The following is a 23,456-nucleotide window of genomic DNA, read 5'->3' as shown; positions in this document are numbered from 1 at the left end:
GGCGAGGTAGACTCGCGGGCACATGCGACGTCTCCTTGCCTTCCTCCGCGATCATGAGCCCGGAATGGTCGTGGCGTGGGTGCTCTCCACCCTCGGCCTGGGTGTGGTGGGGCTCCGCGACTACCTGGGAGATCCCCTCTTCGGTGCCTCGGACCTGCTCTACCAGTCGGTGCAGCTCTTCGTGCTGCAGCTCCAGGTGCTGCCGGGCAGGACGCCCTGGACGCTCGACGTGGCCCGCTGGTCCTCCGCGGCCGTGTCCTTCTACGCGGTGCTGCGCGCCGGCTCCGTGCTCTTCGCGGGCGAGCTCGAGCGGCTGAGGCTGCGCCGGCTCTCCGGCCATGTGGTGGTGTGCGGCCTGGGGCGCAAGGGGCACCAACTCGCCCAGGACCTGCTGTCCCGGGGCGAGCGGGTCGTCATCATCGAGAAGGACGAGGAGAACGACTCCCTGCTCGCGGCGCGGGAGTCGGGCGCGCTCGTGCTGCTGAGCGCGGCGGCCGACGAGGCCATCCTCCGTCAGGCCCGCGTGGCCCAGGCCGCGCTCCTGTTCGCGGTCACCGGCGATGATGGCGCGAACATCGAGACAGCCCTCGCCGCGCGCCGGCTCGTGCGAGAGCAGGCCCCCGGACGCACCACGCCCCTGCGTGTCCTCGCCCACGTGGGAGATCTCCAGCTGTGCGGGCTCATCCGCGCCTCGAAGGTGCTGACGGGCCCGGAGCCAGTGGAGGCCCAGCCCTTCAACATCCACGAGGCGGCGGCCCGTGTGCTGCTGCGCGACCACCCGCTGGACCGGGAGCGGGTGGGGCCTGGAGACCCGCGCTTCGTGCACCTGTGCGTGGTGGGGTTCGGGCAGATGGGAGAAAGCGTGGCGCTGCAGGCCGCCCGCCTGACGCACCTGGCCAACGGCTCCCGCCTGCGGGTGACGATCGTCGACCGGAAGGCCGAGGAGCGGCGGCAGCGGTTCCTCGGCAGGTGCCCGGGGTTCACCGAGGTGGCGGACCTGGACGTGCTCGAGGGCGACGTGGAGTACGCCGAGGTGCTCACGCGCCTGGAGGCGTGGGGACAGGATCCGCACCGGCTCCTGGACATCGTGGTGTGCTTCGACGACGACCGCCGCGGCCTAGCCTGTGGACTGACGCTGGTGGAGCGGCTGCGCGGACGGCGGGTGCCGGTGCGGGTGCGCATGTCGCACGAGGCGGGGATGTCGGCCCTGGTGCAGGGCGCGGGCGAGGGCCGCTGGAACGGACGGATCAGCGTCTTCGGGATGATCGACCGGCTGTGCAACCGCGAGAGCATCCTGGGCGAGACGTTGGATCTGCTCGCGCGCACGGCGCACACGGACTACCTGCGGCGCAAGCTGGCGGAGGGAGAAGTCCTGGGGGCGCGTGCCTCCCTGAGGGAGTGGCCCGAGCTCGACGAGTTCTTCCGCGAGTCGAACCGTCAACAGGCGGACCACATCCCCGTCAAGCTGCGAGCCGTGGGGTGCGGGCTCGAACCCGCCTCATCGAGCACGGAAGGGTTCGCCTTCACCCCCGACGAGGTGGAGCTGTTGGCGCGCATGGAGCACGACCGCTGGTGCGCGCGGTACCTGCTCGATGGGTGGCGCAAGGGCCCTCGAGATGACGTGGCGAAGACGCACCCGTGCATCGTTCCGTGGGCCGAGCTCGAGGAGACGTACCGGGACAACGACCGGGCCGCGATCCGGCAGATTCCCGAGCTGCTCGCGCTCATCGGCCAGCGCCTCGTCCGGGAGGACTCGGAGGAAGCGAGGCCGCGGCGCGCGGGATGACGCAGCGGACCGGCCAGACCTCGCGCGGAGAGGAAGGCCCGCGAGGCCCGGCCGGAAGTCCGTGGCTCAGCGCGTCAGCTCACGCACCGCGTGACCCAGCTCGGGGAGGATGAGCTTGCGCAGCGCGAGCCGCACCGCCTTCGGCGAGCCCGGGAGCGAGAAGAGGATCATCCCCTGGTACGTCCCCGCGGTGGCCCGCGACATCATCGCCGCGCTGCCGATCTCCTGGAAGGACAGCATCCGGAACAGCTCGCCGAAGCCGGGCAGTGTCTTCTCGAAGAGGCCCTGCAGCGTCTCCACCGTGCTGTCCCGGCGGCCGATGCCCGTTCCGCCGTTGAAGATGACGGCCCGCGCACCGGACTCCTGCGCCTCCTTCAGCATGGCGCGGATGGACTCGGGCTCGTCCTTGATGACGCGGTAGCCGCTCACCGAATGGCCCTCGGCCTCCAGCAGCTCGCGCAGCACCCGCCCGCTCTCGTCCTTCGACTCGTCGCGGCTGTCCGAGCACGTCACCACGAACGTGCTCACGTGCACCGGCGCGTGCGCCTTGTGCTCCGCCACCGGCCCGGAGCCGTGCTCGTGTCCGTGGGAGTGGTCATGGCCGTGGTCGTGGCCATGCTCGTGCCCGTGGGGGTGATGGTGATGCCCGTGACCATGCCCGTGGTCATGGTCGTGATCGTGTCCCTCGTGTCCCATGGCGAGCCTCCTACACGTCCTGGTCGGGCAACTCGACGACCAACTGCCCTTCGGCGATCTCGACCTTCACGGTGGGCTGGTCATCGCACACGCCCGGCGAGGTCTCGTTCTTGCCGGTGTCCATGTCGAAGCCGACCTCGTGGCAGGGGCAGACGACCATGTTCCCCTCCAGGCGGCCCCCGGAGAGCAGACAGCCCGCGTGGTTGCACCAGTCATCGAGCCCCTTGTAGCGCCCGTTGATCCTGGCCACGCACAGGCTGCGCTTGCCCACCTCGTAGCCCCGCATCTCCTTTTCGGCGAAGTCCGCCGGTCCGAGCTTGATCTTCATCGACTCCGTCTCTCGTGGCTCACTGGAATGAACGACCCGAGCCCTTGTATCCCGGCCGGGGCCGGGCGGGGAGTGCTTGTATGTGAACCTCACGTTTCCGCTCGCCTGCACCCCCGTTCCAAGGGCATTACCTTCCCCCCTGTGACGCCTCCCGATAAAGCCGCCGTGGTCCAGGTCCTCCGGGACATCTCGCTCCTCCTCCAGATGAAGGGGGAGAACCCGTTCCGCAGCCGCGCATACGACACCGCCGCCGACCGCATCGCCGGGCTCTCCGACGACTTGGGGGCGCTCGTGCGCGAAGGCCGCCTGAAAGAGCTGCCGGGGATCGGCCAGGCGATCGCCGACAAGGTCTCCGAGCTGCTCACCACCGGTAAGCTCGCCTACTACGACACGCTGCGCGCCGAGTTCCCCCCCGGGGTCCTGGAGCTCGTCCAGGTGCCGGATCTGGGCCCGAAGAAGGCCCTGGCCCTGGCGCGCCAGCTGGGCGTGGACGGGGTGGACGCACTGGAGAAGGCCTGCCGCGAGGGCCGGGTGCGGAAGCTCTCGGGTTTCGGGGAGAAGAGCGAGGCGAAGATCCTCGCGGGCGTGGAGCTGTACCGGCGGACCCGGACGTCCCGGCGGCTGCTGGGAGACGTGATGCCCGTGGCCGAGCGGCTGCTCGAGTCCATCAAGGCCACGCCTGGCGTCATCCGCGCGAGCGTGGGAGGCAGCCTGCGCCGCCGCGCGGAGACGGTGGGAGACGTGGACCTCATCGCCTCGGCGCCGGATGCCAACGCGGTGTTCGACGCCTTCGCCCGTGCCCCCGAGGTGGCCCACATCATCGGCCGGGGCGAGAGCAAGTGCTCGGTGCGGTTGCACGAGAAGGATCTCCAGGTGGACCTGCGCGTCCTGCCGGACGAGGACTTCGCCACCGCCCTGCACCACTTCACCGGCTCCAAGGCCCACCACGTGCGGCTGCGGGGCATTGCCCATGACAAGGGGCTGAAGATCTCCGAGTGGGGCGTGCACCGCGCCGATGGCACCAAGCTGAGCGTGCCGGACGAGGCCGCGCTCTACGCGCTGCTCGGCATGCAGTACGTCCCGCCCGAGCTGCGCGAGGACACCGGGGAGATCGAGGCCGCGCTCGAGGGCCGGCTGCCCACGAACCTGGTCACGCTCGAGGACCTGCAGGGTGCCGTGCACGCGCACAGCACCTGGTCGGACGGGAAGAACTCGCTGGAGGAGATGGCGCGCGCGGCGCAGGCGTTGGGGCTGAAGTTCCTCACCGTCACCGAGCACAGCCAGGCGGCCATCTACGCCGGAGGCCTCAAGGAGGATGACCTGCGCCGCCAGTGGGACGAGATCGACCGCGTCAACGAGACGGTGAAGGGCCTCCGGCTGCTCAAGGGCATCGAGGTGGACATCCTGGAGAGCGGCGCCCTGGACTACTCGGACGGGGTGCTGGAGAAGCTGGAGGTGGTCATCGGCTCCGTCCACGTACGGCACAGCATGGACGAGGAGCAGATGACGCGCCGGCTGCTGGCGGCCTTCGACAATCCGCACCTGCACATCCTCGGACACCCCACCGGGCGGCTCATCCACAGCCGCGAGCCCTACCCCGTGCGCATGGAGGCGGTGCTCGACAAGGCCGCCGAGCGGGGCGTGGTGGTGGAGGTCAACGGCAAGCCGGAGCGGTTGGACCTGAAGACGGAGCACGTGCGCATGGCGCTCCAGCGCGGGGTGAAGCTGGTGGCGAGCTGCGATGCGCACAAGGTGTCGGACCTGGGCAACCTGGCCTTCGCCGTGGCCACCGCGCGCCGGGGCTGGGCGCGGAAGGAGGACCTCCTCAACACCCTCCCCGCCGAGCAGTTCGTCTCCACCCTCCGCAAACTGCGAGCCGCCTGAGGAGGGCCTGAGGCAGCGGGCGGCCCTACGGGTTGTACCCGGTCAACAACCCCGCCCGCTCCAGCAACGTGCGCACCTCGTCGGCCAGGGCGATGTGCGCCGGGTTGCCCACGGTGAAGCGCTCCGGGGTGAGGATGATGAGGGTCCCCTTGTCTTCTACGGATTCGACGCGCACGGGCTCTGGTAGAGGCGGCACCTCCCCACGGTTGCGTGAGAGATACATGAGCCAACCAGTGTAGGGCTTGCTCGCGGGCTCATCTCTCAGATCCTGGTAGGCTTTCGAGAAGACTCCACCATCAGCTGGCTCCCAGGCCAGGACCATCGCGCGAAGCACCTGAATCAGGACTTGCGTGGTGAGTACATGCTCGGCACCTGGTTCCTCCGCGGGCAGGTGGAGAAGACAATTGTTTGGAGGGGGAGTCACAGCAGAGCCACAACTGAGCGCCACCATCCCACCCTGCCCATCCTCCTTGTGCCCCGTCCAAGCACCGAAGCTGAACCCAAACGCCCCCTCATTGTATTTCCTGCTCATGAAGAATCGCAGGAACGTCTCGTAGGTGGGCTCGAACTGGAGTTGCAGCGCTTTTTTGATTGAGTTCGCCTGCTCGAACCAATTCGTGAAGAGGGAGTCACAATCCGAGAGGAGACGAAAGAAGGTCTCCGCGCGTCGTGCGCACTGCTCAGCAGACTCGCGACGCGCCGGCCAATAAGCCCCGGTGTAATAGGTCTCTCTCATGTCTATCGTACAGAACTAGGGTGGCGTGTGGACCACCTCTATACCTTCGACTCGTTCCTGCTTGAACAATCTCTTGAGAATGTCCACCATTCTGGCCTCGGCGACGTGCCAACGAATGCGGACACCCTTGGCCACCCGGAGTTGCCGCTGGGCCTGCCTGACGAGCCGCCTGGCGCCTCGGAAATACTTCCTGGCATTGAGGTCGGCATCGAAGTGCTTGTCGTAGCCCAGGCCCTTGGTCTCCGTCAGGATGCGCTGGTCCAGGTCGAAGCCGTCGAAGTCCGCCTTCTCGCCATTGCGCCATACCCGGTACACCCAGCCCGCGGGCGCTTTCGTCACCTTGTGCTGGAAGGCACGTGAGCGTGGCGACATCCGCTCGTTCTTGGGCACCCACTGCCCCGGTCCCCCCACCGGCGGCACCCAGCCGCCACCTTGGCCCGAGCCCACCTTGGCCAGGTGCAGGCCCCAGGCGACGCTCACTCCCTGGCCCGCCACCGTCACGGCCCGCCCGGGCACCGCCACCAGCCGCAGCACCAGTTCGCCCTTCTTCGTCAGCGTCAGCAGGGGCACCGACAGCCGGCCGAGCTTCTCGCCCCACCCCACCGCCTTCACCGCCCCCGCCCCCGAGGTGCCCACCGTCAGCAGCGCGTTGGCCAGCAGCCGCGACATCTCACGCACCTGCTCGCCCCGCGGCCTCTGGCGGAAGGTCTCCCAATACTCGGGCGCATTCTGGAAGAGCACGCGCACCGCTCCCGGCAGTTGCGTCAGGCTCTCCAGGCTCTCGCCCGGGTGGAAGACGAGCCGGCACAGCCCCTCGAGCATGTCCCCCAGCGCCAGCCCCGCTCCTTCCAGCGCTGGCAGCACCACCCCGTCATCCGGCACATAGGGGCCCAGAGGCTTCGCACCCCGGGGCACCTCCAGCCCCGAGTCCACCGGCCACAGCTGCCCGTCCTCCACCGCGTAGAAGGGGCCCACCTCGTAGCGGCCCGCCCGCAGCGTGCCGTCCGGTTCCAGCCGCACTTCCCCCGCACGCTGCACGGCCTCGCCCGTCACCGCCCGCACCAGGTAGCCGTCCGGCCGCACCACCCTCAACCGGTGGAAGCGGTCCATGCGCGCGTGCAACTCCTCCCGCGTCACCGGACCCGCGCCCGTGGCCACCTCCAGCAGCAGGTGCGCCGCCATGCGCTGGCGGGGAAACTCCCCCAACCCCGCCTCCGCCTCCAGCAGGTGCGCCAACAGTTGTACCGCCTGCTCGGGAGACAGGGTGCTCCCGTCACTCAGCATCACCTCCTCGGGTACGCCCACCTGGTGCAGCAGGCCCCGGAAGTAGTCCAGGCTGAAGGGCACCGGGGCAGGGCGGCCGTCCCCCACACCATCGGGCCAACCCACCGGGACCCCACCTTCGTCCTCCAGCGGCGCGTCCTCCTCCCGCCTCGGGCGGCGCCCCCGCGAGCCGGACACGTCCCCAGGTGCGTCCGCCGTCACTATCGGGACGCCGAGTTCCTCCTCGACGCCGTCTTCCGGGTCGTCGTCCTCGTCGAGCGTGGGGGAGTCCTCTGGCTGTGCGGCGCTCCGGCTTGCCTCCGTACGCAAGGAAGGCGTCATGCGATGGGGGCGTGGGCTCGCCAGCAGCCCGGCCGGAGACGCACCCGTGGTGCATCCGCTCAGCACCCACAGGGCCAGCATGAGCACTCCCCAGGCGCAGCGCTCCCTCGCGCGGAAGGAGGCGTCAGAAGAACGCAGCGGCATGAGTGGGCGTGTCCAAAATCCAGGGCGGCATCTGCGAGAACGCGGTGCGTTGCGCAGGGTCGACATCGTTGCAGTGGTAGACGTCTACCAGTCACACCACAGCTTACCCACATTAACACACACCAGTGGTAGACGTCTACCACTCAAGCCCGCCAGAGCGGTTTCGTGCCCCACCGGCAGAAGGGCGCGCACCCTCCCAACTTGTGGTGGTCACCTCGCCTGGCCCCCCCTGGATGCTCTAGGCTCGCGGCGCCTTGCCGCGCCGACTGCTCCCGCTCGTCCTCGTCCTGCTCGCCACCCGGGTCTCCGCCTCGGAGCCGGAGCGCCCCTCGCGCGCCGATCTCCAGCGGGCGCTCGCCCAGTACGAACAATCCGTCGTCCGGGTGCGAGGCTCCCGGGCCGCCGGCCTCGGCATCATCGTGGGCACCGAGGGCCAGGTGCTCACCTCCGTGCGCCACGTCAACCTGGATGCCGCGCAGGTGGAGTACGGGGGGCGGACGCTGCCGGCCACGGTGGTGCTCGCCAACGCGTACCTGAAGGTGGCCGTCGTCGCCGCCCCCGCCGGCACCTACCCCGCCGCGGCCGTGAAGCCCAACACCGGAGACCTCACCGGCAAGTGGCTCATCGGCATCATCCCCGGCAGGGGCAAGCGCAAGGACACGCCGGCCTCGGCCCTCGCGCGCAAGGCGCCCGCGCCCTTCGTCGACGTGGACCTGGCGCTGCCCCCCGGCAGTCCCCTCTATGACGAGACGGGCCGGCTCGTCGCCGTGTCCGTCCAGCGCAAGGGACGCGGCTGCCGGGCCCTGTCGCTGGACGTCGTCCGGCAGCAGCTCGCCACGAAGGTGGCCCGCCCGTGAGCGTCTCCGCGGCCACGCCCTGGCGCCCCACCGCCGTGCAGGAGGTGCTGGGCCTGTGGGGCCTCGGCTTCCTGGGCATCATCGTCTCCTTCCTCCTCTTCGGAGGCTCCGGCGTGCCCAAGCTGGTGGCCACGGTGGGCTTCCTCTACCTGCCGCTCATCCCCATGCGCTGGCGCGGCGAGGACTACCGCGACTACGGCCTCTCCCTGCGCACCTGGCGCCAGGACGTGCGCCTCTTCCTCGTCATGAGCGCGGTGGTGTTCCCCCTCTTCTTCGGGGCCTTCGTCCTGTGGACGGAGGTGCTGCAACACCTGCCCGCGGAGCTGGCGCGCCTGCTGGCGCCCTTCCGGGGCTCGGCGCACTTCACCCCGCGGCTGCCGCCCCGCTTCGCCGAGTGGGTGGTGGATCAGCTCTTCGTGGTGGCCCTGCCCGAGGAGTTCTTCTACCGGGGCTACATGCAGGCCCGCCTGCGCGACGCCTGGCCGCACGGGCGGCGCTTGCTCGGCGTGCGGCTGGGCCCCGCCTTCTGGCTGACGGCGCTGCTCTTCGCGCTGGGCCACCTGGCCATCTTCCAGGTGTGGCGCCTGTCCGTCTTCTTCCCCGCCCTGCTCTTCGGCTGGATGCGCGAGCGCACCGGCAGCGTGGTGGGCGCCGCCCTCTTCCACGCCGCCGCCAACCTCTTCGTGCGCTTCCTCGAGGTGTCCTTCTTCGGCTTCTGACCCGGGCGTCAGGAGGCGGACGGAAGGTGGCGCACCCGCAGGTCCGCCTCCACCGTCAGCGTGGTGCCCTCGGCCAGCTCCACCCAGCCCGCCGGGCGCTTGAGGTGCGTGGCCACCACCACCGAGCGCCGGCGCCGGTGCGCCCCCATGGCCTGCAGGGTGTCCGGCATGTCGGGCGTGAGGCCGCACACCTCGCAGCGGTCCGTGCCCTCCAGGCGCGAGTAGTACACCGGCTGGCCACCCAGGCGCGTGGCCACCAGGACGTACCCATTGGTGGCGAAGAGGTTCACCGTGGAGGTGCGCGCGGCGCCCGCCCGGGCCGAGGCCTGCGACAGGCTCCTCGCCGTGTCCGCCAGCAGCCGGCCGGCCACCTCCGCCGGGAGCCTCGGGTCATCCCCGTGCCCCGTCTCCCACAGCCGCTTGAGGAAGAGCGCGAAGGCCACCTCGCTGTCCGTCTCCCCGCGCACCTGGCGCTTGAGGAAGTCCGGCACCTCGTCCAGCAGCCCGGCCCGGAGGCGGGCGAAGTCCTCCACCTGCCCCTGGTGCGCGAACAGCCAGCGCCGCGAGCGGAACGGCTGGGTGTTCTCCTCCAGCGACAGCCCCACCGGCAACCGCCGCCCGTGGAACAGGAGCGCCTCCGTCTCGTGCCGCGAAGCGAGCGATTCCAGGGTCAGGTCCGCGTCCCGGGGGAAGCGGCGCAGCAGGACGTCATCCTGCGCGTAGGCGCCGATGCCCACGGCGTTGGACCGCCCCTCCTCCCCCTGGAGCGCCACCTGCCCCTCCAGCCGATGCAGCTCGCACCGCACCAGGTTCGGGTCGGACGTCAGGACAGCCAGCGCGACGGACATGCGGAAAACCCCCTTGGTGCCTCTATAGATAATGACGCCCTCCAGGCCCCTCAACCCGGGTTGCCCCCCGCCGATACCCCAGCCAACCCCTTGAAAGGACTGAGGTTTACCCACACGGAACGTTTGACAGCCCAAGTGCGAGGTGACTAACATCCCGGCGCTTTCCAGAGGGTTGGGGATTCAACGCCCCTCCATGGCTACACCGGAGACGGAATGTCGGACGACATCGCGATCGGCATCGACCTGGGCACCTCCACCTCGTGTGTCTCCGTGGTGCAGGACGGTCAGCCGTTCGTCATCCCCAACGAGTGGGGTGAGACGACCCACGCCTCGTGCGTGTCCTTTCTCGAGGACGGCTCGGTGCTGGTGGGCAACGCGGCCAAGCGCAACATCATCACCAACCCCGAATGCACGGTGTACTCGGCCAAGCGCCTCATCGGGCGCTACTTCTTCTCCGACGAGGTGAAGAAGGCCCAGGCGGTGATGCCGTACCAGATCGTCGAGGGCGAGAACAACTCGGTGCGCATCGCGGTGCGGGGGCACGACTACTCGCTGCCGGAGATCTCCGCGCTGGTGCTCAAGGAGATGAAGGCCATCGCGGAGCAGTACCTGGGCCGAGAGGTGACGAAGGCGGCCATCACCGTGCCGGCCTACTTCAACGACAACCAGCGCCAGGCCACCAAGGACGCGGGCCGCATCGCCGGGCTGGAGGTGCTGCGCATCCTCAACGAGCCCACCGCGGCGGCGCTCGCCTACGGCTTTGGCCGCGAGGTGAGCCAGCGCGTGGTGGTGTACGACCTGGGCGGCGGCACCTTCGACGTCTCCATCCTGGAGATCGGCAAGGACGTCTTCGAGGTGCTGTCCACCGCCGGTGACACCTACCTGGGCGGCGACGACTTCGACGACCGCATCATGACGTGGCTGGCGGACGACTTCCTCAAGCGCACGCGGCTGGACCTGAGGCAGAACAAGTTCTGCCTGCAGATGCTCAAGGACGCGGCCGAGCGGGCGAAGATCGACGTGGGCAGCACGGGCCTGGCCGAGGTGAACTGCCAGGGCATCTGCCAGGACGCCAACGGCAACGTGTTGGACCTGACGGGCCGGCTCACGCAGGACCAGTTCAACCGGATGGTGATGGACCTGGTGCAGCGCACCTTCAAGGTGTGCGACGAGGCGCTGCAGTCCGCGCGCATGACGGCGGCGGACATCGACGCGGTCATCCTGGTGGGAGGCCCCACGCGCCTGCCCATCATCCGCAACTCGGTGCGCCACTACTTCCAGAAGGAGCCCAAGGAGGGCATCAATCCGGACCAGGTGGTGGCCATGGGCGCGGCGCTGCAGGCCAACGCGCTGCTGGACGCGGCCACCGAGACCTTCCTGGTGGACGTGACGCCGCTGTCGCTGCGGATTGGCACGGTGGGCGGCTACACGGAGAAGGTCATCGACAAGAACACGCCGGTGCCCATCGACCGCTCGAAGACGTTCACCACCAGCCGCGATGGCCAGGAGAAGGTGAAGATCCGCGTCTACCAGGGCGAGTCCAACCGCGCCGACGAGTGCGAGATGCTGGGTGAGTTCGAGTTCTCGGGCTTCCGCATCGGCTACCGGGGCGAGGTGAAGATCGACGTGACGTTCGAGATCAACACCGACGGCCTGGTGAACGTGTCGGCGACGGACCAGGAGACGGGGCAGAAGACGTCCACCACGCTGACCATGTCCTCGGGCATGTCCGAGGCGGACATCCAGGCTTCCATCCAGGCCAACAAGCAGATTCAACTCGCGGGGCATGGGGCGGATCTGCCCGCCGTGGCCACCAGTCGAGGGAGATAGACGAGCGCGATGTCCCAGCCTCCCCAGAACGGCGCCGGGAAGCCCCCCGCCCCTCCGGCAGAGACCCAGCCCGCGGCGCCGGGCTCGAGGACGGGTCCGTCGGCAGCCACCGCGCCCGCCGTGTCCCCCGCTCGCCCTCCGCCGCCCCCGGGTGCCACACCCGCCGCGGCTCCCGCCCGGCCTCCGGTAGCCGGAGCGCCCGCCCAACCTCCCGCTGCCGCGCGTCCGACCGCTCCCGGTGCACCCGCCGCGGCCTCCGGCGTCCGCCCGGCCACCGCCGGTGCACCCGCCGCGGCCTCTGGCGTCCGCCCGGCCACCCCCGGTGTACCCGCGACGCCCGGCACGCCCGCGGCGGCCCGTCCCGCCTCGGCCCCCGGCGCACCCACGGCGCCTGCAGCGGCACGGCCACCTTCGTCCCCGGGCGCTCCCGCCGCCACCTCCGGAGCCCGTCCGGCCGTGCCTCCGGGTGCGCCCGCTGCCCCGGGTGTGCCTCCCGCCACGCCGCCGCGTCCTCCGGGGACGCCCTCGGCGACGCGCCCCTCCGCCACTGGAATTCCGAGCGTGGCGTCCGTTCGGCCACCGCCTCCTCCTGGTACGCCCCCCGCGCCCCCGGCGGCGGCCAGCGCGCCCCCGCCTCCGCCCGCCGCGGCCTCGCAGTCCCGCGCGCAGCCGCCCACGCTGGCGCCCGGGGCCGTGCCTCCACCGCCTCCCGTGAGCACCACGCCGGGCTCGGGGCCACGTCCCGCCGTGCGGCCCACCACCTCGCTGCCGGCCGTGGCGCCCGCGGGGACCACACCCGCCGCGCGGCCTCCGTCCGGAGCCGGCCCGGTGCGTCCACCACCGCCGCCTCCCGCCGCGCTCCAGCCGCCTCCTCCGCCCGTGGCGCCGGCCATCGCGCCGCTCGTGCCCCCGGTGGCTCCGGCCATCCCGCCCGCGCCGCCCGCCGCCGCCATCCAGCCCCCTCCCCCGCCGCCCGCCGCGGCCGGGAAGACCCTGGACATCGACCCGAGCCAGATGACCGAGCTCTGGGATCGCTGCGCCCGGTTGGATCAGATGGACTACTTCGAGGTCCTCATGGTGGACCGCGCGGCCGCCCCGGCGGACATCAAGAAGGCCTTCTACCGCGAGAGCCGCACCTACCACCCGGACCGCTTCTTCCACCTGGACAACAAGGAGCTGAAGGACCGGGTGCACGACCTCTACAAGCGCGTCACCGAGGCCTACTACGTGCTCCGGGACGACGCGAAGCGCCGGCAGTACACGGCGAACATCTCGGGGCCGGAGCGGGCCCAGAAGCTGCGCTTCACCGAGTCCTCCGAGGCCGAGACGCGTGCCGCCTCCAAGCGCCAGGTGGAGGAGCAGATCGGCGTGCACCCCAAGGGGCGGCAGTTCTACCAGACGGGCGCGGCGGACGCGGACGCGGGCCGCTGGGCCTCGGCCGAGCGCAACCTGAAGATGGCGCTCACCTATGAGCCAGCCAACACCCGCTACAAGGAGAAGCTCGCCGAGGTGCAGAAGGTGCTACTGGAAGAGTCACGCAAGCAGGGCGACGCCTTCAAGATCCGCTGACACGAAACGGGGGAGCGCGTGACCATCGACCTGATCATCCTGGGGCTGGTGCTGCTCTTCGCGGTGGCGGGAGCCATCAGCGGAGGGGCGAAGCAGATCGCCAACCTGGTGGCGCTGGCGGTGGCCTGGTACGTGTCGCGCAAGCTGGGCACGTACGTGGGGCCCAGGATGGCGGCGGCCCTGGGTGGCGCGCCGCTGCTCATCGGAACGGTCGCCGGGACGATGGTGGTGTTCATCACCGTGCTGGTGGCGGTCCGCTACGCCCTCACCTACTTCCTGCAGCGGCTCTTCGGCGGGCCGGATCCGGACAAGCGGGGCGTGGACAGCGCCCTCGGCTTCGTGCTCGGCGGGGCGAAGGTGGCGCTCATCACCTACGTGGTGCTCAGCGCGCTCGTCTTCGCCGAGCAGTACATCATCGTCGCGGGCAAGCGCATGGGCGTGTCGCCCAGGGACTCGGTGTCCTTCGGCCTGGCGCGCCGCTACAACCTCTTCGAGATGACGCAGTTCGCCGCGGTGAAGGACATGGTCGCGGTGGCCAGGGTGTCCGGCAACCCGGAGAGCGCCCGTCGCATGGCGAACGATCCGGCCTTCAAGTCGCTGAAGCAGGACCCGCGCTTCCAGCGGGCCCTCTCCGACAAGAACCTGCGCGAGGCGCTGGAGAAGGGCGACACGCAGGCGGCGCTGCGCAGCAACCTCGTCCTCCAGCTCCTGCAGGACCCCCAGTTCGTGGCCCGGCTGGGGGCCGCCGCCCGGGCGTCCGAGCGCGGCCCGTAGCCAGGCAAGGGCTCAGGCGCCCAGCCCGGCGCTCGCCTCCAGGCCGGCCAGGCGGGTGCGGACGAAGCCCTGGTCCACGGTGACCTGGCGGCGGCGGTGCTCGGGGGCCTCGAACATCACGTCCGACATCACGTGCTCGAGGATGGAGCGCAGGCCGCGCGCCCCCAGGCCCTTGTCGATGGAGAAGCGCACCACCTCGCGCAGGGCGTCGTCGGTGAGCTCCAGCTCGATGCCGTCCAGCCCCAGCAGCTCGCGGTACTCGCGGACAATGGAGTCCGGGGGCTCGGTGAGCACGCGCAGCAGCTCCGGCTCGCCGAGCAGCTCCAGCTGCACCACCACGGGCAGGCGGCCGAGGAACTCGGCGAGCATGCCGAAGTCCACCAGCTGCCTGGTGGTGACGCGCCGGCGCACCTTCTGGAGGTCCTGGGCGCCGAAGCCCATGGGCCGGGTGTCCACGTTGCCGCCGTACTCGTGCAGGTCCGAGAACGTCCCCGCGCAGATGAACAGGATGTCCCGGGTGTCGATGGGCACGAAGTCCCCGCGGTTGAACGTCTGCGTGACATTCATGGGGACGAAGACCTCGCGTCCCTCCAGCAGCTTGAGCAGGGCCTGCTGGACGCCCTCGCCGCCGATGTCGCGGCTGCCGGCCCCGTTGCGCGCGCCCTGCGAGCGCCGGGCGATCTTGTCCACCTCGTCGATGAAGATGATGCCCCGCTGCGTGTCCTCCACCGAGTGGTTGGCCTTGAAGAGCAGGTCCGCCACCATCACCTCCACGTCCTTGCCGTAGTAGCCGGCCTCCGTGTACTCGGTGGCGTCCACGGTGGTGAACGGGACGGAGAGGATCTCCGCCAGGTTGCGGGCGATGTGCGTCTTGCCGCTCCCGGTGGGCCCGATGAGCAGGATGTTGCTCTTCTTGAGCAGCGAGGTGCGCCGCAGCCGGCGCGCCTGGATGCGCTTGAGATGATTGTGGGCAGCGATGGCCACGGCCCGCTTGGCCGCCTCCTGGCCGATGACGAACCTGTCCAAACGCTCGTAGATTTCCCTCGGGGTCATCAACGGCGAGTCCCTGCGTGCGGACGACTCCATGTACCCTCCCCTTGGCTCCATGCGGGCTCCCGGACCTCCTCTGGGGAAGGGTAGGAATCCGCTGGGAGACAGCCCACTCATTGCGCTGGGAAGGGGGCCTGCCCCCACGTCTGGCCGGCCGCCCCTCAACCAGGAGTTGAACCCCGGGGAGTTTCCCGATACTTCCCGCGCTGTCCGCTGTTGGACACCGTCCCACCCCTAGACCGGGAGATCAGGAACGCCGATGCCGCCCATCACTCCTCAGCACCGCTGGACCCTCGCCGATGCCCAGGACACCTACGGCATCCGGAACTGGGGCGCCCCCTACTTCGGCGTCAACGAGAAGGGGCACGTGTGTGTCCATCCGGATGGCCCCACGGCCCCGAACATGGACCTGAAGGAGCTGGTGGACGAGGTCCGCCGCCGTGGCATCGGCCTGCCGTTGCTCATCCGCTTCACGGACGTGCTGCGCCACCGCGTGGTGCACCTCAACCAGGCGTTCCGCAAGGCCATCTCCGAGCACAACTACAAGGGCGTCTACCAGGGCGTCTACCCCATCAAGGTCAACCAGCACCGGTACGTGGCGGAGACCATCGTCGAGACCGGCAAGCAGTTCGGCTACGGCCTGGAGGCCGGGAGCAAGCCGGAGCTGCTCGCGGTGATGGCGCTGTTGGATCAGGAAGACGCGCTCGTCATCTGCAACGGCTACAAGGACGAGGAGTACGTCGAGACGGCGCTGCGCTTCAGCCGCCTGGGCCGCAAGGTGGTTCTGGTGGTGGAGAAGCCCTCGGAGCTGCCCCTCATCGCCGAGGTGGCGCGCAAGACGGGGATTGCCCCGCGCATCGGCATGCGCGTGAAGCTGTCCTCGCGAGGCGCGGGCAAGTGGGAGGCCTCGGGCGGAGACCGCTCGAAGTTCGGCCTGTCCTCCTCGGAGCTGATGAGCGCCATCGGCTTCCTGAAGGAGACGGGGCTGCTCTCCTCCTTCGAGCTGCTGCACTTCCACCTGGGCAGCCAGATCTCCAACATCCGCAACGTGAAGAACGCGCTGCGCGAGGTGGGCCGCTTCTTCGTGGAGGTGGCGCGCCAGGGGGCCCCGCTGAAGTACCTGGACGTGGGCGGCGGCCTGGGCGTGGACTACGACGGCTCGCAGACGAACTTCACCTCGTCCATGAACTACACGACGGAGGAGTACGCCAACGACGTGGTGTTCGCGGTGATGGAGGCGTGTGACTCGGCGGGCGTGCAGCACCCCACCCTGGTGTCCGAGTCGGGCCGCGCCATCGTGGCGCACCACGCCGTGCTGGTGGTGGACGTGCTGGGCACCAGCGAGTTCGATCCCGTGAGCGTGCCGGAGAAGACGGACGACAAGGCGCCCTCGGTGGTGCGCAACCTGCTGTCCACCTTCAAGGAAGTGACGAACAAGAACCTGCTCGAGGCCTACCACGACGCCCAGGACTACAAGGAGGAGACGCTCACGCTCTTCTCCCTGGGTCACCTGTCGCTCGAGCAGCGCGTGATGGCCGAGAACATCTTCTGGGCCCTCTGCCACAAGATCATGCGCATCGCCGGCGAGTCGGGGGAGATTCCCGAGGAGCTCGAGGCGTTGGAGAAGCAGCTGTCGGACACCTACTTCTGCAACTTCTCGGTGTTCCAGTCGCTGCCGGACTCGTGGGCCATTGATCAGCTCTTCCCGATCATGCCCATCCACCGGCTGAACGAGCGGCCGTCGCGGCGCGCGGTGCTGGCGGACATCACGTGCGACTCGGACGGGAAGATCGATCACTTCATCGACAAGCGCGAGGTGAAGGACGCGCTCGAGCTGCACCCGCTCAACAACGACGACTACTACCTGGGCATCTTCCTGGTGGGCGCGTACCAGGAGATTCTGGGAGACCTGCACAACCTCTTCGGTGACACGCACGCGGTGCAGGTGTCGCTGGGGCCCAACGGCGGCTACCTGATCGACCACGTGGTGGAGGGCGATACGGTGACCGAGGTGCTCAACTACGTGAGCTACAACAAGGACGACCTGGTGGCGAAGCTGCGCAAGTCCACCGAGGTGGCGCTGCGCAACGGCAAGCTGACGCTGGACGAGTCGCGCCAGCTGCTGCGCATGTACGAGGAAGGCCTGTCCGGCTACACGTACCTGGAGCGCGAGGTGGACGCGTCCTTCGTGGCCCAGCACGGGCAGCTGCGCCTGGTGGCCCAGGACAGCGGCACGGCCGGCAAGGCCCCCGTTCCGCCCACCGGCACCTGATCGCCCCACGGTAGAGCCAGGGATGTCCTGAAGCCCCGCGAGCGCCCCCAGGTGCCGCGGGGTCTTCTTTTTCCGGGGCCGGCAACTCCCCGCCGCATTCCTTGACTCGCCGCCTGTCCGCAGCACAGTGCGCCGCGTGTCACGGCAAGGGTTGAGGGTTGGAGTCAGTGTCGCGGCGGCCCTGTTCCTGGCGGCCTGCGTCTCGGTGCGGGGACGGCCCGCGGAAGGTCCTCTCGAGGAGGCCCAGGCCTATCTGCAGGCATGGGCCGGGGGCGACTTCGCCACCATGGGGCGGAGGGTGGCCGAACCACCCGCCAACTTCGTCGAGCGGCACCAGCGCTTCCGCGATGACCTGCGCATCCTCTCCTCGCGCTTCGAGCCCGGCCGTGTCGAGCGCGAGGCGGAGAGCGCCGTGGTCACCTTCCGCGCCACGCATGTGGTGCGCGGGCTGGGCGAGTGGGAAGTAAACGGCGCACTGCCCCTCGTGCGCCGCGAGGGACGCTGGTGGGTGCGCTGGACTCCGGCGGTGCTGCACCCCGAGCTGCGCGAGGGAGACCGATTCTCGCGCACGAGGACCCGCCTGGAACGGGCCGCCATCCTCGATGGAGACGGACTGCCCCTCACCCGCCAGGGCGAGGTCATCACCATCGGCGTCGAGCCCCGGCGCATCCAGAATCGCGCCGCCGTGGCCTCGGCGCTCCAGGCGCAGCTGGGCGTGGACCCGGCGCGGCTGGAGAAGCTGCTGAACGCGCCGGGCGTGGCACCCGAGCACTTCGTGGCCATCATCGACGTGCGGCCGGAGCGCTACCAGCAGGTGCGCCCGGCGCTGGCGCCCGTGCCGGGCATCTTCTTCCGCCGCAAGAGCGCCCGGCTCTCCCCGGCGGAGGGCTTCGCGGCCCACACCCTGGGCCGCGTGGGCGAGGTGACGGCCGAGCTGCTCCCACAGCTGGGCCCGACCTACCAGCCGGGAGACATCGTGGGCCTGTCAGGGCTGGAGCTGGCCTATGAGCATCAGCTCGGGGGAAGTCCCTCCGGGGAGGTGCGCCTCACCCGTCCTTCCGGCGAGGTGCGCGTCCTCGGCCGCTTCGAGGGGACGCCGGGCACACCGCTGCACACCACGCTGCGCCAGGAGGTGCAGTCCGCCGCGGAGGCCGCGCTCGAGGGGGTGGCCCAGCCGGCGGCGCTCGTCGCGGTGGATACGGGAACGGGCGCCATCCTGGCCATCGCGAGCCGGCCGCTCGAGCAGCCCCTTCACCGGGCCCTCACCGGCCGCTACCCGCCCGGCTCGACGTTCAAGGTCGTCACGGCGGAGGCACTGCTCGCGGCGGGGATGACCCCGGACTCCCCGGCGTCGTGCCCGCCAGTGGCGACCGTGAGCGGCAAGTCATTCCGCAACTTCGAGGGAGAGGCGTTCGGGAACACCCGCCTTCGCGTGGCCTTCGCCCACTCGTGCAACACCGCCTTCGTGCTGCTGGCCTCCGGACTCGAGGAGGGCGCGCTCGGAGAGGCGGCCCGCCGCTTCGGCTTCGACGTGGCCTACGACCCGGGACTCCCCTCCCCTGGCGCCTCGTTTCCCACGCCCCGGGACGAGGCCGAGCTGGCGGCGGCGGCCATCGGACAGGGACGCGTGCTGGCCACGCCGCTGCACATGGCCTCGGTGGCGGCGGCGGCCGAGTCGGGCCGGTGGCGCGCGCCCTACCTCGTCGCGGAGCTCGAGGACGGCCCGCGCGCCTCGCTGGCGGCCGGTACGCGTGTGCCCTTGCAGACGCTGATGCGCGCCGTCGTCACCGAGGGCTCTGGCCGGGCGGCGGCGGGCCTGCTGGGGCTCGCGGGCAAGACGGGCACCGCCGAGTTCGGAACCGGCACCCCGCTGCCCACACACGCGTGGTTCATCGGCTTCCGCAACGGCATCGCCTTCGCCGTGCTGGTCGAGGGCGGCGGCGTGGGCGGCCGTGTGGCCGTGCCCATCGCCGCGAAGTTCGCCGCGGCTTTGTGACTCCCGCCGCGGAGTTGCCTCTCCCTGTTACCCCGGCCTGGCCAGGGAAAGGGGGAACAGGGCCCGGTGCTGGATGTTGGGGTAATAGGCCGCCATGTAGATCTGGCCCCCTACCCTCACCCACGCCCATCCAGGCGGCTCGGACTGCGCCCTCCACCATGCGTCCGCCTCCTCAAGCGTCTCGAAAGAGGCCACGGGAACGGGCTGCTCTTTCTCCACGAGTTCTTCGAGGTACCACTTGAGAGCACGACTGCGTGGCAAGCGGCGGAGGTTCGTCTCGCGATCATAAACAACATCGTGAAACTCGTTCGCGATGAGTACGCTCGCGGGGTCCGGTGGATGGGGATGATTCGCGAGCCAGGCTTCCGCTGCCTCCCGGGTGTCAAACGATGCCACGACAAAGGGAGGATCGTTGGACTCCACCTGCTGCTGAAAGGCAGCGAATGCCTCCTGCTGTCCGGTTGATTCAATGTATTGAATCGCATCGAGGATGGCCTGACTTTGAGCTACCTCCTCAGCCAATTCCGGCTCACCGCGAACCTTCTCGAAGAAGCGCTTCGTCCCATCCATGCGCTCGCTCAGTTCCGAGGTTCCACCTCGACGAGGGAGGCCACGGGCGTCTGGTCTCTTGAAGAAGTCTTCGAAATCGTACCGCTGGCCGGTGGCGAAGATGAAGTCCAGAGCATCTCGCGCCAGACACAGAATTCGCTTCTGCTCGGAAGACTGGTCCGGACTCCAGCGCCTCCCGATCACAGGGTGTGCGTCCGCAAGATCAGAAAGAGTCGTCATGGTACCACCTGCGTAGGGGCATGCACGGATGGGTATCCGTAAGGCCCTTTTTCATGGGCGCTCCACCGCGTCAACACCCATCATGAAGGATACCCGGGAGCCATCAGCCGTGCTTCAGCGCGACCTCTGGACGAGGCGCGTCCGGCACCGCGAGCCGCTCCTCCAGCCGGCCGCGGATGTAGCCCACGTGCAGGCGCAAATCATAGAACTCGTCCATGTAGCTCAGCGGCACCTTCAAGCCGCCAATCTCATGCTCGAGCTGCTCGAGCAACAGCAGATCCTTCCGCATCTGCTCGACATCCGGCGCGCCGCGCAGCCGCTCGTCAATGACTCGCAACCGCGCATACCAGCGATAGATGCGCGAACGGATGCTCCACCGGTACACCGGAGGCGTCAGCCGCAACAGCGGCACCAGCACCACGAAGAGCGGAATGAGCAGCACCACGAACCGGTGGATGAGCGCCGCGAGCCAGAAAGGCAACATGCGCCGCAGGAAGTCCGGACCGTGCGTCAGGTAGTACCGCGCCTGCTCGTTGACGGGCAGCTCCGTGAGCGTGTCATTCGGAAACCTCCCGGGCTCGCTGAGCAGATCGCCGTTCCGGTGCGTCCGGACCGCCGCCTCGGTCAGCAACGCGACCACGGCCGGGTGCACGTCCTTGCGCGCCACCAGCACCGCCGCGGGCGCCACCAACTGCACGTCCCGCTCCGGGAGGTCTCGCACCAGGTCCAGCGACCCCCGATGCAGCGTCACCGGTGACAGGTACCGGAACCTGCGCGCGTAGGCATGCGCCTGCTCGAAGCTCATCAGCCGCACCCCGGGCATGTGCATCAGCTCGGAGATCAACGGCGCGGTGGGTCCCATGACGAACAGGGCCGCGTCCACCGAGCCCTCGCGCAGCGCCGCCACGGCCTTGTCCCCACCCAGGTCGGCCAGCGTCGTCCCAGCCTGCCCACCCACCACTCCGCCCGCGGCCAGCAACTCCAGCGCCAGCGCCCGCACACCGCTGCCCTCCGCACCCACCGCGATGCGTCTGCCCGCCAACTGGCCGAGCCGGTCGAGCTGCGCCTCACCCCGGTAGAACACCCACACCGGCTCCAGGTACAGGCTCGCCAGCGCGACCAGCTCCTTCCGCCGCTCCTTCTCCGCCGGAGCCGTGCCTCCCTGAACGATGGCGACATCGACACCAGAGCCCGGTGTGCCCAACAGCGCGTAGTTCTCGATGGAGCCGGCCGTCTCCCGGACGACGAGCTCGAGCCCTGCCTCCGCGAAGTGCTCGGCGTATTGCCGGGCCACCGCGTGGTACGCCCCACTCGCGGAACCCGTGGCGATGACGACCGTGTGCGGCGGAGCGGGCTCGACGAACTGCCACGCCACCGCCACCAACGCCGCCAGCACCACGGCCACCGCCGCGGCCCCGCGCATCATCTCCAGACGCGACTGTGCCCGAGGCTTCTCGTTTCGCTCTCCCTGCACGCCAGACCCTCCTTCGGCTCGGGTCATCCTGGTACGGCCTGGTCACCTGCTCTCGGGTCCCGGGCTGCGCTCCGAGGGAGAGTCCCCTCAGGGATGGATCGACGCGCTCTCGGGGCCTCTACTGCCACCCCTCCGACACGTTGTTGAGGTACAGCTCCCAATTCCCGTCGTTGAAGGCCTCTCCGATGAACCAACCACCAATGGGCCGGCCGTTCAGCAGCTGCTTCTCGTAGTTGTAGGAAAGCTGACGCCCACCGAGGAACATCCAGTTGTCGAGATCCCATAGATGCCAGCTCGTGGTGTAACGTCCAACGCTCCCAGGCCCGGGGTCATGGTACGTGACCGCAATCGAGACCCTGTACTGCCTGAAGTTCTCGAGCGCCGGGCCGTAGCTGTTCGAACCGAATACGCAATTCGGCAACCAGTGGCCGAAGGTGTGGTCTCCAGCGGCTTCAATCGCGATCGTGCTTGGAAGGGGCGGGGCGTTGCATTGCCACTCGGAACCAACGCCTGGGTGCTGGTGCGTGGGGTATCCGGAGACATTTCCAAGAATCACACCATGGCCTCGGAACGGGTATGGGACGGACTGGTAGACCGGCGAAGGGGTGTAGATGTCACCTCGAGCAAACGCCCCGAAGTGGCCTCCCGAGCCGAAATAGTTGACGGCCATGAAGTCGAACTGGAGGAAGTGCGTCGTCTTCCCGGGCGGCTGTACGGTCCCCGGACCTGTCGAGATGAGGATCTTCGCCCCACTGGGCGTTTTCTGGGATTGCCACGAGCCATACGCTCGCGAGGTCACCCAAGTAACGCCGTTGGTGTTGCTGGCCTTGTATTGCCACTGATACGGCGAGACTTGCGCAAGGGCGGGTTCGGCGGCTGCAAGACAACTGACGATGAGCAGAATCGCGCGGACAGGCGTCAGTCTGTGAGCGGCACGCTGGAGGAGAGAGCGGCCGCGCTCCGCGGCGTGAATCCAAACGTCGTTCATACGTCCCTTTCTTGTTTCGCGGCCAACCCCTTGGTTCACCACACACCGCGAAGGGGGAGGTCTACCAGAAGTGCGTGAGGGTTGTGGCGGCGCACTGGCAGAACAGACAGGACATGACGAGTCCTGGGCATTGCCTCCTGCAACGAAGTTGCAGCAGGGCTTTATTCTGTCCGGTGACCGTGAAAAGTCCACTGGCGCACGGGAACGCCTCGGCTCACCGCCGGTTGCCCGGCTGCTCTGGAGGCAACTTCCCGGAGGTCATGGCCGCTACTCGAGCTTCCAGTCGTCCAGGTACACGTCCATGGAGTCGGTGCGCAGGCCCGTCGTGCCCCAGGTCAGGCTCGTGTCGTGGGCCGTGAGCTGGAGCGCGCCGTCGACGAAGTACTGCAGCGTGTCGCCACTCACCGAGAGCTTCACGGTGTGCCACGTCCGCGTCTCCGGAGCCCCGAGCATCTTCTGCGCGAGCGTGGTGGAGACGCCGCCCAGCTTCTTCTTGATCGTGACCAGCCCGTCCTTCCGGTAGGACGCCACGTACAGGTCGTTCTCGGTCTGGTAGCGGGCGAAGACATGCAGCCCGGCCCACGCGGGAGCATCCGCCTGCCAGTCCTGGATGGAGGCGCGGTAGCTCGGAGCCGCGGTCTTCCAGCCCACCTTCTTGCCATCCACGTACAGCCGCGAGAGCGCCCGGAAGTTGGACGTGCTCGTCCACCCCTGGCGCCCCGTGCCCGCGGACTTCGACGCGAGGCACCCGGACGTCACCTCGACATGGGCCCGCTGGGACGAGTCGCTCGAGCACTCGACGAGCGCGCCCTCCGCATAGGCCTCGAAGTTCTCGCCAGCCCAGGGGCAGCTGCTCGCGGAGGTGCAGATGATGTAGTGGGAGTCGGGATAGAAGTCATAGGCGGTCTCCGGCGCGTCGGCCTCGTCCAACGCCTCCGTCCCCCCGCACGCTCCCGCCAACACCATCACACAGGCGGTCAACCCCAGAGCGATTGCACGACCCTTCATGGTGGCTTCTCCCTCTCCTCCATGAGGACGGCCCAGATCCGCCGCCATCCCAATAAAACGAATTAACGGGTAAAAAAGGGATCCCCGCAAGTTCCTGGCAGGA

Annotated in this window: 19 protein-coding genes; 9 read left to right on the top strand and 10 right to left on the bottom strand. The window is 69.2% G+C overall.

The window, feature by feature from the left end:
* Window positions 1-22 precede the first annotated feature (22 nt).
* Window positions 23-1,786 (top strand): NAD-binding protein, encoded by a 1,764-nt coding sequence (locus tag VFZ09_RS09460; protein ID WP_329727182.1) that lies wholly within the window; start codon window positions 23-25, stop codon window positions 1,784-1,786.
* A 66-nt stretch (window positions 1,787-1,852) separates the two neighbouring features.
* Here the strand turns inward: VFZ09_RS09460 and VFZ09_RS09455 are convergent, their stop codons facing one another.
* Window positions 1,853-2,320, bottom strand: coding sequence for a MogA/MoaB family molybdenum cofactor biosynthesis protein (locus VFZ09_RS09455; protein ID WP_047862654.1), 468 nt, complete (start codon window positions 2,318-2,320; stop codon window positions 1,853-1,855).
* A 172-nt stretch (window positions 2,321-2,492) separates the two neighbouring features.
* Window positions 2,493-2,810, bottom strand: coding sequence for a Rieske (2Fe-2S) protein (locus tag VFZ09_RS09450; protein ID WP_329727181.1), 318 nt, complete (start codon window positions 2,808-2,810; stop codon window positions 2,493-2,495).
* A gap of 126 nt (window positions 2,811-2,936) precedes the next feature.
* On the opposite strand from VFZ09_RS09450, the gene polX reads away from it, so the two are divergent.
* On the top strand, window positions 2,937-4,694 hold the full coding sequence (polX, locus tag VFZ09_RS09445; RefSeq protein WP_414640686.1) for a DNA polymerase/3'-5' exonuclease PolX: 1,758 nt from the start codon (window positions 2,937-2,939) through the stop codon (window positions 4,692-4,694).
* Between the two features lie 25 nt (window positions 4,695-4,719).
* Here the strand turns inward: polX and VFZ09_RS09440 are convergent, their stop codons facing one another.
* Window positions 4,720-5,430: an immunity 52 family protein gene (locus VFZ09_RS09440; protein WP_329727179.1), complete on the bottom strand. Its 711-nt coding sequence runs from the start codon at window positions 5,428-5,430 to the stop codon at window positions 4,720-4,722.
* A 15-nt stretch (window positions 5,431-5,445) separates the two neighbouring features.
* Complete coding sequence (locus tag VFZ09_RS09435; protein WP_329727178.1) at window positions 5,446-7,179, bottom strand: Tox-REase-5 domain-containing protein; 1,734 nt, start codon at window positions 7,177-7,179, stop codon at window positions 5,446-5,448.
* Window positions 7,180-7,433: 254 nt separating this feature from the next.
* Between VFZ09_RS09435 and VFZ09_RS09430 the strand changes: the two genes are divergently transcribed.
* Entirely contained in the window at window positions 7,434-8,036 is a 603-nt protein-coding gene (locus VFZ09_RS09430) for a serine protease (protein ID WP_329727177.1), read from the top strand.
* Window positions 8,033-8,755, top strand: coding sequence for a myxosortase MrtX (gene mrtX / locus VFZ09_RS09425; protein WP_329727176.1), 723 nt, complete (start codon window positions 8,033-8,035; stop codon window positions 8,753-8,755). The genes VFZ09_RS09430 and mrtX overlap by 4 nt, the downstream gene beginning before the upstream one ends.
* Window positions 8,756-8,763: 8 nt before the next feature.
* Here mrtX and VFZ09_RS09420 read toward each other — a convergent pair whose 3' ends face one another.
* On the bottom strand, window positions 8,764-9,603 hold the full coding sequence (locus tag VFZ09_RS09420) for a class II glutamine amidotransferase (protein ID WP_329727175.1): 840 nt from the start codon (window positions 9,601-9,603) through the stop codon (window positions 8,764-8,766).
* A 213-nt stretch (window positions 9,604-9,816) separates the two neighbouring features.
* Here VFZ09_RS09420 and dnaK point away from each other — a divergent pair, with 213 nt between their 5' ends.
* The 3 genes from dnaK to VFZ09_RS09405 all read left to right on the top strand — a co-directional run bounded on the left by dnaK (window position 9,817) and on the right by VFZ09_RS09405 (window position 13,776).
* Window positions 9,817-11,433, top strand: a complete 1,617-nt coding sequence (gene dnaK / locus VFZ09_RS09415; RefSeq protein WP_329727174.1) for a molecular chaperone DnaK — start codon at window positions 9,817-9,819, stop codon at window positions 11,431-11,433.
* Between the two features lie 561 nt (window positions 11,434-11,994).
* Window positions 11,995-13,002: a J domain-containing protein gene (locus VFZ09_RS09410; RefSeq protein ID WP_329727173.1), complete on the top strand. Its 1,008-nt coding sequence runs from the start codon at window positions 11,995-11,997 to the stop codon at window positions 13,000-13,002.
* Window positions 13,003-13,020: 18 nt separating this feature from the next.
* A complete protein-coding gene (locus VFZ09_RS09405) occupies window positions 13,021-13,776 on the top strand; it encodes a CvpA family protein (RefSeq protein ID WP_329727172.1) in 756 nt (251 codons plus the stop codon).
* A gap of 12 nt (window positions 13,777-13,788) precedes the next feature.
* Here VFZ09_RS09405 and clpX read toward each other — a convergent pair whose 3' ends face one another.
* A complete protein-coding gene (gene clpX / locus VFZ09_RS09400; RefSeq protein ID WP_329727171.1) occupies window positions 13,789-14,862 on the bottom strand; it encodes an ATP-dependent Clp protease ATP-binding subunit ClpX in 1,074 nt (357 codons plus the stop codon).
* Between the two features lie 223 nt (window positions 14,863-15,085).
* On the opposite strand from clpX, the gene speA reads away from it, so the two are divergent.
* Window positions 15,086-17,098, top strand: coding sequence for a biosynthetic arginine decarboxylase (speA, locus tag VFZ09_RS09395; RefSeq protein WP_329727170.1), 2,013 nt, complete (start codon window positions 15,086-15,088; stop codon window positions 17,096-17,098).
* 151 nt (window positions 17,099-17,249) lie between these two features.
* Window positions 17,250-19,094, top strand: a complete 1,845-nt coding sequence (locus tag VFZ09_RS09390; protein WP_329727169.1) for a penicillin-binding transpeptidase domain-containing protein — start codon at window positions 17,250-17,252, stop codon at window positions 19,092-19,094.
* A gap of 27 nt (window positions 19,095-19,121) precedes the next feature.
* Here the strand turns inward: VFZ09_RS09390 and VFZ09_RS09385 are convergent, their stop codons facing one another.
* The 4 genes from VFZ09_RS09385 to VFZ09_RS09370 form a co-directional block, all read right to left on the bottom strand.
* Complete coding sequence (locus VFZ09_RS09385; protein WP_329727168.1) at window positions 19,122-19,883, bottom strand: hypothetical protein; 762 nt, start codon at window positions 19,881-19,883, stop codon at window positions 19,122-19,124.
* 103 nt (window positions 19,884-19,986) lie between these two features.
* Window positions 19,987-21,357, bottom strand: a complete 1,371-nt coding sequence (locus VFZ09_RS09380; RefSeq protein WP_329727167.1) for a TAXI family TRAP transporter solute-binding subunit — start codon at window positions 21,355-21,357, stop codon at window positions 19,987-19,989.
* A gap of 118 nt (window positions 21,358-21,475) precedes the next feature.
* Window positions 21,476-22,345 (bottom strand): hypothetical protein, encoded by an 870-nt coding sequence (locus VFZ09_RS09375; protein ID WP_329727166.1) that lies wholly within the window; start codon window positions 22,343-22,345, stop codon window positions 21,476-21,478.
* Window positions 22,346-22,612: 267 nt separating this feature from the next.
* Entirely contained in the window at window positions 22,613-23,353 is a 741-nt protein-coding gene (locus VFZ09_RS09370; protein ID WP_329727165.1) for a hypothetical protein, read from the bottom strand.
* Between the last annotated feature and the right edge of the window lie 103 nt (window positions 23,354-23,456).

The organism is Archangium sp. (genome assembly GCF_036277355.1).
Lineage (GTDB): Bacteria > Myxococcota > Myxococcia > Myxococcales > Myxococcaceae > Archangium.
This window is presented reverse-complemented; position numbering and strand designations above follow the sequence as displayed.